The 13313-nt window shown below is 53.7% G+C and carries 11 protein-coding genes; 8 read left to right on the top strand and 3 right to left on the bottom strand.

Translation table 11 applies throughout. The annotated features are described in order from the left end of the window. Nucleotides 1-22 precede the first annotated feature (22 nt). The 3 genes from PverR02_RS11970 (at nt 23) to yddG (ending at nt 2823) form a co-directional block, all read left to right on the top strand. Entirely contained in the window at nt 23-709 is a 687-nt protein-coding gene (locus PverR02_RS11970; protein WP_079443465.1) for a TetR/AcrR family transcriptional regulator, read from the top strand. A 411-nt stretch (nt 710-1120) separates the two neighbouring features. Next, a complete protein-coding gene (locus tag PverR02_RS11975) occupies nt 1121-1849 on the top strand; it encodes a TetR/AcrR family transcriptional regulator (protein ID WP_079443466.1) in 729 nt (242 codons plus the stop codon). A 77-nt stretch (nt 1850-1926) separates the two neighbouring features. After that, nucleotides 1927-2823, top strand: coding sequence for an aromatic amino acid DMT transporter YddG (gene yddG / locus PverR02_RS11980; RefSeq protein ID WP_079443467.1), 897 nt, complete (start codon nt 1927-1929; stop codon nt 2821-2823). A gap of 890 nt (nt 2824-3713) precedes the next feature. On the opposite strand, the gene choV is transcribed toward yddG, so the two are convergent. After that, nucleotides 3714-4937, bottom strand: coding sequence for a choline ABC transporter ATP-binding protein (gene choV / locus PverR02_RS11990; protein ID WP_079443469.1), 1224 nt, complete (start codon nt 4935-4937; stop codon nt 3714-3716). Further along, entirely contained in the window at nt 4934-5782 is an 849-nt protein-coding gene (gene choW, locus PverR02_RS11995) for a choline ABC transporter permease subunit (RefSeq protein WP_079443470.1), read from the bottom strand. Before choW ends, choV begins: the two co-directional genes overlap by 4 nt. Nucleotides 5783-6455: 673 nt before the next feature. On the opposite strand from choW, the gene PverR02_RS12005 reads away from it, so the two are divergent. The 5 genes from PverR02_RS12005 (at nt 6456) to PverR02_RS12025 (ending at nt 11165) form a co-directional block, all read left to right on the top strand. Next, nucleotides 6456-7241: a pyrroline-5-carboxylate reductase family protein gene (locus PverR02_RS12005; protein ID WP_079443472.1), complete on the top strand. Its 786-nt coding sequence runs from the start codon at nt 6456-6458 to the stop codon at nt 7239-7241. Nucleotides 7242-7878: 637 nt separating this feature from the next. After that, the gene (locus PverR02_RS12010) at nt 7879-8628 is read left to right on the top strand and encodes an electron transfer flavoprotein subunit beta/FixA family protein (protein ID WP_079443473.1); all 750 of its coding nucleotides are present in this window, start codon (nt 7879-7881) and stop codon (nt 8626-8628) included. Further along, complete coding sequence (locus tag PverR02_RS12015; RefSeq protein WP_079443474.1) at nt 8628-9563, top strand: electron transfer flavoprotein subunit alpha/FixB family protein; 936 nt, start codon at nt 8628-8630, stop codon at nt 9561-9563. The genes PverR02_RS12010 and PverR02_RS12015 overlap by 1 nt, the downstream gene beginning before the upstream one ends. Before the next feature lie 228 nt (nt 9564-9791). Further along, on the top strand, nt 9792-10691 hold the full coding sequence (locus PverR02_RS12020; RefSeq protein WP_079443475.1) for a glycine betaine ABC transporter substrate-binding protein: 900 nt from the start codon (nt 9792-9794) through the stop codon (nt 10689-10691). A gap of 246 nt (nt 10692-10937) precedes the next feature. Beyond that, nucleotides 10938-11165: a hypothetical protein gene (locus tag PverR02_RS12025; protein WP_079443476.1), complete on the top strand. Its 228-nt coding sequence runs from the start codon at nt 10938-10940 to the stop codon at nt 11163-11165. 235 nt (nt 11166-11400) lie between these two features. Here the strand turns inward: PverR02_RS12025 and PverR02_RS12030 are convergent. After that, a protein-coding gene (locus PverR02_RS12030; protein WP_152032000.1) for an IS3 family transposase occupies nt 11401-12953 on the bottom strand; the annotation gives its coding sequence in 2 pieces (ribosomal slippage) (nt 11401-12491 and nt 12491-12953; 1554 coding nt in all). Between the last annotated feature and the right edge of the window lie 360 nt (nt 12954-13313).

Raw genomic sequence — 13313 nt, forward strand, 5'->3', positions numbered from 1 at the left:
TAATTTAGGGGAATGAGTAAAAATGAAAGCTAATTCGGACCAGGCGTCCCGGGGCTCTGCCGATATCTGGCTAGACGCAGCCTATGAAACTCTCACTGAAAGCGGGGTTGAGGCCGTTCGCATAATGCCGCTGGCCAAGAAACTTAATATTTCGCGCACCAGTTTCTACTGGTTTTTTGAGGACAGGGAGTCTCTATTAGAAGCGCTGGTGCAGAGATGGCGAGAAAAAAATACGGGAAACATAGTAAAAAAAACCGAGGCCTATGCTGAAACTATCGTTGAAGCTGTTCTGAATATATTCGACTGCTGGCTAGACAAGAACCTATTTGATTCAGAGTTTGAGTTTGCTATTCGGAGCTGGGGACTGCAGTCCCCTGAGATCATGGATGAGATCTTGGCGGCGGATGAACTGCGCATCCAGGCCATCGCCAACATGTTTATCTCATTTGGCTATGACGCGGTCGAAGCGGATGTACGGGCTCGGTGCATATACTGTGCGCAAATTGGTTATATCTCGATGAAAACTAATGAGGATATTGTTGTAAGATTTAAGCGAATTCCAGATTATTTAAAAATATTCGTTGGGCGAGTGGCTGAATCTAGAGAGCTTGATAGATTCTATTCAAGGCATGGGTATCAAGCTAGTTCGTCAGGAGCGTTTGAAAAAACCAAAAGTGTTATTCCGGAACCTAGCCCGGTAAGCAGTTAAGGTCGGTATGTCAAGATATGAAAAGGTGCGCATGATGTGTTGGGCCATTCATTTTGATTGCCGCTCGTAATCCGCCTTTGCTCCCGGAGACCCGTTGTTCGAGGTGAAGCTCGTTCGCCGGGTGGCCCTACAACGAGTATGGCTAAATCTAGACGATGAGGGCGTTTTGGCCATCACAGCACTTCAAAACTGTGACTAGATCCGTCTGAAAATCGACATAGCAACCGGTAATCTATGGGTCTTGACACGGCCGGCCTTTAAATTGTACACTGGTGTACATTGCGGTATCCTGTATCTCGGAAGGGTTATTGTTTTTTTAAGCCGTTCTAGTAAGTTTCTTCTGATTTATACGTTCGGGTCATCGGGTGTCTTTTATCAGGCGTAACATTTCATAAATAGAGCTTTAGAGCTTTGGTTGAGATCAGACTTTTGATTTCAAGCTGCCAAAGGCTGGCTGGGGCTCGCTTTAGCAATCGCATTGCGATTGACCTAAACTACGATGTTGTTCGGGTGATAAGTGAGGTCAAAATGTCTCATTCTGGTGGATGCGAGCACAAGGAAAAGGCAATCGGTTTAAGCAAAGAATACCTTATAAAGACCGCCACAGCTCAACTGCGCCGTAAAACCCTTGCAGCTTTGAGTGTCAGAAATCTCGCAGCATCTTGCTCGGTCCCTCCAAGCGCATTTTACTATTACTTCCAATCCAAACAGGATCTCGTCGCAGAATGTATGGCGCACTACGCGGAGGGCTTTCTAGGTGAATTACGAGTATCAAAATGTCCTATCGGCGCTCAGGGCATCCGTAATTTTGCACATTTGCTCCATAGCGGACTAATCAATAATGAGTTGTGCTTGGGCATGATCTTGTCTGCCCAGTGCTACGAACTGGCTGAGGAAATAAACTCAGAGATTGTTATTTTTAATAATGACTGCATGTCGTACTTGGAAAGAATGTGGGTGTATGGCTTGAAAGATGGAAGTATAGCCTCGGCGCTATGTAAGTCTTCAGCTGCTCAATTAATTTTTACATCGTTGGGTGGCATGCTCGTTTCCTCAAGATTGTATTCTGATGGTGCTCAAAGATTTAGCTATGCATCTGAGGTGCTTTTTGATTCTATCGGCGTTACTCAAACACATTAAAAAGTCACTGAGAGACGTCGGTATCGGTCACCAACGCAACCTTCCAGTTCGGCACGCCGCGATTAAAGGGACCTTCAATGCAAGTCTGGAGTGAAAAAGCGGCTACCGCGTGTGGATTGTTCGCCATTTTGCTGTGGAGCACAGCGGCGGGATTGATCAGGAGTGTTAGCGAGGATTTCGGGCCGGAGGGCGGTGCGGCACTGCTTTATTCGCTGGGCGCTGTGTTGCTGATGGTGTTCCTCGGCCGTCCTCGCCTGCGCAGCGCTTCTTGGGGCTATCTGTTGTCGGGTAGCATTTTGTTTGCGACCTATGAAGTATGCCTATCGCTTGCACTTGGTTATGCGACCAGTCGCTCTCAGGCTATCGAGCTTAGCGTGGTGAATTATCTTTGGCCCAGCCTAACAATTCTGATCTCAATCATCATGGCGCGCCAGCGGGTGGGCTGGACTATCGTGCCTGGCACCGCGCTCGCGTTGTTCGGGATTTTGTGGGTGGTCAGCGGGGAAGGTCTTTCCCGGATCAGCATTCTGTTCAACGTGACATCTAACCCACTGAGCTACGGCCTTGTGTTGACCTGTGCCGTCACTTTCGCTGTGTACTGCAACATTACCCGGCGGTATGCCGGTGGCCAGAATCTAGTGACCTTTTTTTTCATAGTGACAGCGCTGCTCCTCTGGTTGAAGTACATTCTGGGCAGCGAGATGCTTGCGGAATTCACCCTGCGCAGCAGCGTGGAACTAGCCGTCGCTGGAGCAGCCATGGCCGGCGGTTACGCGCTGTGGAACATTGGCATCACCCGGGGGAACCTCACCACGATTGCCAGCGCTTCGTATTGTGCCCCCGTCTTGTCGTCAGCGTTCGCGGCGGTATGGTTGGGCACACAACTGAGCTTGCAGTTCTGGCAAGGAGCGGTGCTGGTCACCATCGGGTCATTGCTTTGCTGGCACGCAACCCGTCCCGTTGCCGTCGCATAGGTATGTATCCCTTTCCTGCCAACTATCAAAAGTGTAAAGGAAGGATCCGAGAATGGATGCCCCAGATCAATTGAATCTAGCGAGCCTCGCGGGCCTTTATGGCGAGCGGATGTCGACGAGCTTGACGTTCTTGATGATGTTGATCGGCTTGGTCGCCCAGGTCAGCTCTTTGTCGATCTCGATGGGTACACTGGTCGCCCCCATGATTTTCGTTAGCGCGGCGGCAAGGTACGCGCGCTTGCGAATTTGATCGCGAGTGAGAATGCGGGCTGATCGTTTTTTCGAGCCTTTTACTGGTGGTAGGCGGATGCCCCAACGACACCTATGGATGCCTGGGCGGTCGTTTGTCGCCAAAATGTCCGACCAACATTGGAAGTCGGCTGTGAGCAAGATTAGCCAGCGCCGCGTTTGGGCCACACCACGTGGCCTAATGGCTGCGTCAGGTGGTGTGTCGATGTGAGGTCATCGTGACATATTGTCAATATTTCCGGGCAGGTGGGGGGCAACGATTGCAAACAGCCCAGCGTTTAAGGATTGACTCCGGGTTGATGAGTGCCCTGCCCAGATAATGATCGATGACGGGGCCGGGACGGTGGCGAGTTAGACTGGCGAGCAAAGGGGATGGCTAGGTCGACGTCATTACGGTATTAGCCCGTCGAGAGCTGCTGTGTCATCAGCCGTAAGTTCAGTTATGGTTGAATGATGCCTGGCGTGCCTAGCCTAGAGAATCCGCAAACGGCAAACCGCTCCCATGCAGGCTACGGTGATCTCTTGTCCACGGCTTCGAACTCCAGTAAAACCGCAAAGGACTACATCAACCGGCGATAGCCTTGGTTTTTATCGATATCGCCGGACTGCATAGGTGCGCTCTATAGCTATTGCCGAATCAATCAAGCCACCGAGGACTTTTTCATCGATTGGGAGGGAAGAGGGTTCGATAGGTCATGCCCAAGCAAGGCCCGATACAGTTCACCATCGCCCAATACGCCTAGAACGGTATTCGCTTGGTCCTGCACGATCAGTGGATAGCCCGTTTCGTATCGAATCTGCAGGGCATCGCGCATGGTGGTGTCCGCTGGAATTACAGTGACTTGACGCAGCAGGGTTTCGGTTCGCCTGGCCGGACTCCATTGCTGAGCTTGCATGACAATGTCGCCCCGTCGAATGCTGGTCAAACCACTGGAATGGTTCACGACCATCCAGAGATTTTGAACGGTATCCAGGCAGTACGCTTCGCGTTCGAAAATGCACTGGTTCAGCGGGGTCATCAAGCTTTTTGCACGCAGCACATTTAATGGGTTGGTATGGGCGACGAAGTTACGAACGTAGTCATCAGCAGGATGCAATACGATCTCTTCTGGTTTGCTGTATTGAATGATCTTGCCGTCTTTCATGATGGCGATGCGTGTGCCTAGCTTCAATGCTTCGTCCAAGTCATGACTGACGAACACAATGGTTTTGTGCAGCTTACGTTGCAGATCAAGCAGCTCGTCCTGAAGGCCCTGGCGAATTAGTGGGTCGAGCGCCGAGAATGGTTCGTCCATCAACAGGATATCGGCATCCATCGCCAAGGCGCGGGCCAAGCCGACCCGTTGCTGCATGCCGCCGGACAGTTCATCGGGCTTCTTGTGGCGCCATTGGGTCAACCCGACCAACTCAAGCTTCTCATCCACCAGCTTGCGTCGTTCCTTCTCGGGGCGTCCCTGCATTTCCAGGCCGAAGCTGATGTTCTCGCGTACCGTCAGCCAAGGCATAAGGGCGAATTTCTGGAACACCATGGCGATGCGCTTGGTGCGCATCATCTTCAGATCGGCAGGGGAGCAGGAGGCAATGTCAATCTGCCGGCCTTCGTGTTCGACGAACAACTTGCCGCGACTCACGGTGTTCAAACCATTGATGCAGCGCAGCAGGCTGGATTTGCCGGAACCTGAAAGGCCCATCAGTACGCAGATCTCACCTTTATTGATCTCCAGGTTGGCCTTCTCCACACCTACAATCAAACCGGTTTTCTGGAGTATGTCTGGACGGGAAAAGCCTTGGTCCAGCAATTCCAGGGCAAGTTTTGGGCGGGAGGAGAAGATGACGTCGACATCTTCAAAACGGATGATGCTCATGCGTCACCTCTTTTAACGGTTTCACGTTGTTTGCAGATGCGGTCAAGGGTGATCGCCAACAGCACGATCGCCAGGCCTGCTTCGAAGCCCATGGCTATATCCGCGGTGTTTAGGGCGTTGACGACCGGTTTGCCTAAGCCGTCAGCGCCAACCAGTGCGGCGATGACCGCCATAGACAGCGACAGCATGATGCATTGGGTGACGCCGGCAGCAATGCTAGGCATGGCATGTGGTAGTTCGATGCGCGCGAGCAGTTGACGGCGGGAACAGCCAAAGGCCTTGCCGGCATCCATCAACTCTTCTGGCACATCGCAGATCCCCAAGTAGGTGAGGCGGATGGGCGCGGCAATGGCGAACACTACCGTTGAGATCAACCCAGGGACCACACCCAGACCGAAAAGGGTCAGGGTCGGGATCAGATAGACGAAGGTGGGCACGGTCTGCATCAGGTCGAGGACTGGCCGCAGGACGGTGTAGAACCAAGGACGATGTGCCGCGATGATGCCCAGTGGTACGCCGACGATCACGCACACTAGCGTGGCAAGTGTCACTTGCGCCAGGGTCTCCATGGTCTCTTGCCAGTAGCCAAGATTGAATATCAACAAAAACGAGAAGGCGACGAAGAGCGTTAGGCTGACTTTGCGTTGGATGTAATAAGCGAGAAGGGCGAATATCACGATTAAGGCCCAGGGGTTGAACCAGCACAGTGCGTTAGTAAAAACAGTGATGATTCCGGCCAGCGAAAGCGATATGGAATCGAATACGCTTGCGCCATGCTGAGTCAACCATTCGACATACTGGGCAATGTATTTGCCCAATGGAAGTTTCTCTTGTGTAAACCACATATCACTCATCCGACTGATGGAAGAAATACCTGGCGAACACAACCGCCCGGGCACAGCACTGTAGGGCTGAGTCAGCCACGCGATGTGCTTGGAAGTTAGTGGTCGCTTGGCGACGCCAAGTTACTTGGCGAGTGTTTGATTTATATCTGGCAGGATCATCTATTGCCTCTCTTCAACCGGTTGTATTTGTACGCCAAAGTCTCCGAAAGCAAAAAGCGATGCTGCGATCAACGAACATCAGCAGCAGCCACCAAAATTTCGATAGTCCATGAGTAATAATTGTAAATCCCGTCAAGCGAAGGTGGCGTCTAGGGGGATGATGCCCGCATCGGACACCTAAGTCAACTTAATGTACTTCGGTGTACATTCAGGCATCGTCGGCGTACATTGGATTCCCAAAGCTATGTTCTTTGAGAAGGGTGAAGCGAGATGTCCCAGGTAGGGAAGGCACGAGGTAAGGCCAAGGACGCGGTTCGTGGTGGGATACGGAAGGGATCGCTGGAGGCCGGGGTATCCCATACCGCTCGGCATATGTCGCACTCAAAACGCCCGGGCTTGCCACGTACCAGCCTCGACTGGCTCTTCGAGGATCGCGAACAACTGAGGTTCGGCTACACCGGAGATGAGCTCGGGGTTTTCCTCCCCTTGACGGACGCTCTCGAGGGTGTCGCCAATGAGCAATGAGGCCCTGGGAATCATTGGTGGAACCGGGCGGTTGGGCGGTGCGATCGCCAGGGCCGTGCTGGTCAAGGCACTGCTGTCAGCGGGCAACCTGGTCATTTCCAACCGTTCGGGTAGGCATCCGTTGGCGCAACAAGGTGCCTATCTTGTTGCGGATAACCAGGACCTGGTGGATCGCAGCGACGTAGTGATCCTTGCGATTCGCCCTGAGCATTTCGCTAGCCTGAACATCGACGCGACTGGCAAAACGGTTATCTCGCTGATGGCTGGGATCAGCGCCAAGACTACTATGGTGCAAACATCGGCCTTGGCAGTCGTGCGTGCGATGCCCAACGCAGCGGTGGAAATCGAGCAGTCTTTTACGCCTTGGCATTGTTCTGGAGAGATAGAGACAACTACGAGAAGCCTCGTGCAGCGCTTATTCGAATGCGTGGGTACGGCAGTTGAAGTTCAGGAAGAGGACTTCATTGATTACCTCTCGGCGCTCTCGGGCACTGGTCCGGCCTTCCCTGCCTTGCTCATGACAGCGCTGGCCAATCAGGCGATGGCTGCTGGAATTCCCTCTGACATAGCGCAGCTTGCCGCGAAGAGTGTCGTGGTAAATAGCAGCCAGCTGCTAGCCAGACAGGACGCTCAACAGATAATCGACACCTTGGTGGCATATCGGGGGGTGACGGCCGCCGCTTTGCAGGCGATGACCCATAGTCATTTCGAAGAACAGATCGGCAGGGCTTTGTATGAAGGTGCGGCGGTTGCCCGCAAGGGGCTCCAAACGTGATAAGCCGAAGCCCCTTTCGAGGAGTTTCGTTGAGTATCGTATTTATTCAACCTCGAAGCAGCGTAGGCATTTTCAATCCAGCCGCGCGGGCTTGACAGGCCGTCGCAAATGCCATCGTCGGCGAATGCGATTGCATGGAAGGAACGGACCTCAGAGCGGTTCTATGCTTCGAAATTCACGATGACGCGCTCCAGATCAACAAGTCCGGCCGCCTTTAGGAGTTCCGCAGGCGTCACGTAGTCTTGATGATTCATTTAATGCCCATTTTTCCGTCTTTTTCTTGACCCATTGGGAGGCTTCATGGCGATGGGAAGGTGATACCACCTGAATCCAGTCTGCCTTGTCCCAGCGAGTACATCAGCCCAGGCGGGTCAGTTGAATCATCACCGCTGCGCCATAGGCGCTTCTTCTTGTAGGTCTGCAGCAGAGGATCGCTGGATGAGTGTTGAGCTCCTGAGATAGAACATTATTGTTGACTTGACACCGATGAACTGGCAAAAATCAGCAATGTCATTAATTGAGTACATTGATGTACATTGTTCTGGCGTGAGAGTGAGACAAAAATTAACATCCATTCGAAATGGCGGGCCGGCTTGTCCGGTCGGTCAATCCATCGATCCAAGAGTGCGAGGGGACTATGAAAGTGCTAGTTGCGGTAAAGCGCGCCATCGACCCGAATGTGAAAGTCCGGGTGAAGGCTGACGGTTCAGACGTTGAGCTCAATGGCGTAAAGATGGCCTTGAACCCCTTCTGTGAGATCGCAGTGGAGGAAGCGATTCGCCTGAAGGAAGTGGGCCTGGCGTCCGAGGTGGTGGTGGTCTCGGTGGGTACCTCCGCCGCTCAGGAACAGCTACGCATGGCGTTGGCGCTTGGTGCGGATCGAGCACTGCTGGTGGAAACGAGCGCGGTGCTTGAGCCGCTTAACGTCGCCAAGTACCTGAGCAAAGTGATCGATAACGAAAAACCGCAATTGATCCTGTTCGGCAAGCAGGCGATCGACCAGGAGAACAACCAGGTCGGGCAAATGGTGGCGCAGTTGATAGGAAGTGCTCAGGCGACCTATGCGTCAGCGGTCAATTATGTCGACGAGCAATGGGTCGTCGAGCGCGAGGTTGACGGTGGCAGCCAAGTAGTCGCCCTCACAGCGCCTGCTGTGGTGACTTGCGATTTGCGCCTGAACCAACCGCGCTACGCCTCGTTGCCGAACATCATGAAAGCCAAGAAAAAACCGCTTGAAATCATTGCCGCTGACACCTTGGGCGCGAGCGTGAAGGAACACGCTCGTCTATTAGGGGTAGTCCCGCCTGCGGTGCGCAAAGCGGGGATCAACGTCGGTTCGGTGGCCGAGCTGGTGGATAAATTGAAGAACGTTGCGGGGGTGATTTGATGCGCACATTGGTGATCGCCGAGCACAGCGCCGGTCAGCTGACAGCAGGTACGTGGAGTGCCGTGACCGCCGCCATGGCATTGGGTGCAGAGACGGACTTGCTGGTGGTGGGCGGGGCGGACGCATCGGCAGTGGCGCAACAAGCGGCGCTGACCCAGGGCCTCGACCGGGTGCTGCTCGCACAAGGGGCGATGTTCCAAAATACCCTGGCTGAAAATGTCCAACCGCTGATCACTTCACTGGTGGCCAAGGGGTATACGCACGTCGTTGCCGACGCCAGCAGCATGGGCCGCAATGTGCTGCCACGGATCGCGGCCAGCTTGGATGTCGGCATGCTGTCCGACGTCACCCGGATCGTCTCGACGGACACGTTCCAGCGGCCCATTTATGCTGGCAATGCCATCGCCACGGTGCAGTCCCTCGATCCGATCAAGTTGCTCACGGTCCGCGCCTCGGCGTTCGCCCAGGCCTTGTCCCATGAGCATCGCTGCGAAGTGGTGGCGGTGGAGGGCGGGCAAAGCGCAAGCAATGTGCGCTTCGTGAGCGAACAACTTACGGCCAGCGAAAGGCCCGACCTGTCGAGCGCCCGCGTCGTCGTGTCCGGCGGCCGCGGGATGCAGAGTAAAGAGAGTTTCGCCTTGATCGAGCGTGTGGCAGACAAGCTCGGCGGTGCCGTGGGTGCGTCGCGCGCAGCAGTGGATTCCGGTTTTGCCCCCAACGATCTGCAGGTCGGGCAGACGGGAAAAGTCGTGGCGCCCGAGCTCTATATCGCCGCGGGTATCAGTGGGGCTATACAACATTTGGCGGGCATGAGTGGTTCGAAAGTCATTGTCGCGATCAACCAGGACGCTGAGGCGCCGATTGCCCAGGTCGCAGATTACATGCTGGTGGCGGACTTGTTCGAGGCATTGCCGGCACTCGAAATGGCCTTGTGAGTGAACGGGACATTTTCATTCAGACTGATACATAACGTCTAATCATACTCGCCCAAGTCGGAGGAGGAGCGAACTATCTGAATATATTAAATGTTTTTTAATAACTAAAGCTTATCCATGCATTACTGAAAAACCCTCGAGTAGGCCATGTCGTTTGCTTTCATAAGAGGGACTTAATTCTTCTGCTGCCCTGCCAATAACCATTAATACAGTACGCGGAGATGCACCATGATGACGTTATCCAGTAAAACTTGTATCGGCTGGCTTGCAAGCTTGGCAATGGCCTCTTGCAGCCTAATGGCTCACGCCGAGGAACCCGCGCCCATCCGTATCGGTTGGGTCAACTGGTCGGACACGGCAATTGCTGTAAGGCTGGCAGATACAGCACTGCGAGATCACCTGAAACAACCGGTAAAATTGGTGCTCGCCGATGTCGGCATTCAGTTCCAGGCAATGGCTAACGGCAATATCGACCTGATCCCGATGGTTTGGTTGCCGAACACGCACAAGTCGTTCTATGACAAATACAAAGACAAGCTCGAAGACCTCGGCGTGTTGTATGAAGGGCGGATTGGCATGGCGGTGCCAACTTCTGTTCCGATCAGTGAGCTCGCCAGTATCGAGGACCTTAACAAGCCTGAAGTGCGGGAAAAACTCGCCGGCAAAATCCTGACTTCAGAAGTGGGTAATGGCCAATATAAGCTGACGGAAAAGGCCATTAAAGAATACAAACTCGATGGCTATAAGATGGTCGCCTCTTCAGAGTCTGGAATGCTGAGTGAGATGGATCGCAACCTCAAGCGTGAGAAATGGTCTTTGATCAACGCCTGGAGCCCACACTGGATGTTCGCCAAGTGGCCGCTGCGCTACCTGGAGGATCCGAAGCAAGTTTATGGTGGTTCTGAGCAAATCCACGCGGTTGCACGCAAAGGTTTCAGCGCGGAGCATCCCGACGTTGCCCAGTTTTTCGCCAACTTCAAGATTCCCCCAGCTGACCTTGAAAAGTTGATGGCCGATGCGCGTGACAGTTCGCCAGAAAAAGTCGTTGCAGAATATTATGCAGCCAACAAGCCTCGCTTCGATGCCATGTTTGGCGGTCAATCGGCCTCCGTAACAGCAGGGAAATAATGAGCTCTGCTTTTCGATAGCTTTACAATTGGCGCCCTTGACGAAGAGTGAGGGCGCCTGCTGTATCAATGAGCGAGTTCTATCAGCAGATTGGTATCGCGCGAACGCTTGCGGTGAAGTCCCGGAGAGGAAGGCATTGTCGTCAACCCTTCTTCTATATTCATGCTATGAGAACAACGCAAGTTCTACAGTTGGCGCTGTGGAGTTTGATTCATTAATTCTGCGCCATCATTCAGAGGCTGAGCTATGTCCGTAACAACACTGGGTATTAAACTGGATGGGGTAACGCGCGCCAGGCTTGGGGTGGTGTCGAAAAAGTTGGATCGCACCCCCCATTGGTTTATGAAGAAAGCGATTCTGGCGCTTATTGAAAAGGTTGAGGCCGGGGCCGGCATTGAAGTGCTCGTTCCGGTCGAGGCGTTGGCACAAGATACGATGCGCCATAGCATCGCACGGCGGCACGCAGTTAATTGACTATAATTCTTGATTGAGAGGTCCATTGCACGAAATTCTCAGGGCTGTAGTCAATACGTTCTCGATCTCTCATGAAATCCATCAGTTCTATGACGAGCTTCCGGAGCTTTTGCTGTCTGAAGACGCTTGGTCTAAGCGATTCGGGCAGTTTTCCAAGCTTAAGCGCAACGCTTCTGTGGGAAGTGAACTGGCCCAAGCGGCGTTTTTCAAGGTAGTTGTCGCGTCAACCGTTTTGCTATGCCGCTTTTTTCTCGGTCTGCTGTTCCCGATCCGGGTTCAGCAGCACCGTTCCTATCGGCTCCCAGTTGCGTGTTTGTCCTGACCACCGTTCAGGTCTTTTCCAACGCTCTCGCTCATACAGCTCATGCCGGAGCGCCAGGATCTGATGATCTTGCCCACTATGGCGCTCCGATGGGGTGACGAAGCGGATCCGGCTGTGCCTGTGTTCGTTGTTGTACCAACGCATAAAATCCCTCACCCAAGTCCGTGCAGCGTCCAAGCTGGCAAAGCCTTCTAATGGCCATTGCGGGCAGTATTTCAGTGTTCTAAACAGCGATTCCGAGTACGAATTGTCATTGCTTACGCGCGGTCGACCGCGAGAAGGCGTGATCCCCAACTCATACATTTTGCTTAGCAGCGTCACCGATTTCATCGGCGCGCCATTATCGGAGTGCAGCACTAACGGCTTACGCAGGCACTTCTCGTTGATCACGCTGCGTTGCAGCAGCGCAGCCGCTTTTTCACCACTTTCTTCCGCATAAACTTCCCAGCCCACCGCCTTGCGGCTGTAAATATCCTCGATCAAATACAGGTAGAAATACTTACCGCGTATCGGCGATGGCAGATACGTGATGTCCCACGACCACACCTGGTTGGGCTTCTGAGCCACGTGCGTTGTCGGCATTACAACCCGTCGAGGTCGTCGGCTACGGCCTCTGTGGTGCTGTTGGCCGGCTGCTCGCAAGACCCGGTAAAACGTGGCTTCCGACGCCAGATACCGTCCTTCGTCTGCCAGGCGGGGGACGATTTGGCTTGGCGGCAAATGGGCATACGCCGGGCTGTTGCACAGGGCTACGATAGCTTGGCGCTCAATTTCGCTTAGCGCATTGCGTGGCTTAGGCCGCAAGGTGGTCGTGCGCGCATCAGCTTGCAGCTCTTGCTGCAGGGTCCAACGCTGCAAGGTTCTGAGTGATAGCCCGACTTCTTGGCATGCCCGCACTCGTCGGGCTCCCGCTACGATGGCTTCGATCAACCAGCCCACCAACAATTGCCGTTCCGGCAAAGAGGTCAGTTGTCCTCGCCGTCGGTCCCCCAGTAATCGTTGAGCTTTTTTCGCAGCACTAGCAACGCTGCGGTTTCGGCCAGTGCAGCATCTTTACGGCGCAATTCACGTTCCAGCTCCTGAATGCGTTTCTTGTCTTTGCGCGTCTGCTCATGGTCAGCCATTTTTTGGGCCTGCACCGCCTCTTGACCGCTGATACAGGCTTGACGCCAGGCGTTGAGCTGCTCTGGGTACAGACCGTTTTGACGGCAGAATTCGCTTAACTCAAGCTGAGTCAGGCTGGCCGTTTCAAGAACGGCGGCAAACCGGGCTTCAGCAGACCATTTATCAGAGAGCGGTATGTCTTCTGGCACGTTACTTCCTTGAAGGCTGGCCATCTTGCGCCAGGTGTACATCGATACATCGCTGACCCCTTCACGCCGACAAACTTCGGCCACGGTGAGGTTCAGTGGGGGAAGCAACATCTTGAGCAATGCGGCTTTACGTTCGCGTGAATAGTACGTCACAACCTGTCTCTTTCCGCCCTCGGTGTGCTTTTGGGGGGAAATCCGGAGAGGCGACAACTATCCTGACACCGGGGGCAAGTGCGAGATTCGTTGCGTTGCTTTATTTTGCGAGAGGCGAGGGCCGACGTTCGGCTAACCGAGCTACTAGTAGAGAAACGGCTTCACATCGGTGTGGTGTTTCATGGCTCTTCGGTGACGGTGAACGTCATGATGTCAAATGAGTGCGACGTTGCCAGTTATCTACTATGTGTCGTAGCGAACCTCATTATCAAAGGTGAAATCGTTAAGCTGAAAATTTGTCCGGATTGTCGTTGCCCATTTATTGATAACACTCGTAACTCGAGCAAATGCTGGTGTGGG

Origin of the sequence: Pseudomonas veronii (assembly GCF_002028325.1) — a bacterium.
Lineage (GTDB): Bacteria > Pseudomonadota > Gammaproteobacteria > Pseudomonadales > Pseudomonadaceae > Aquipseudomonas > Aquipseudomonas veronii.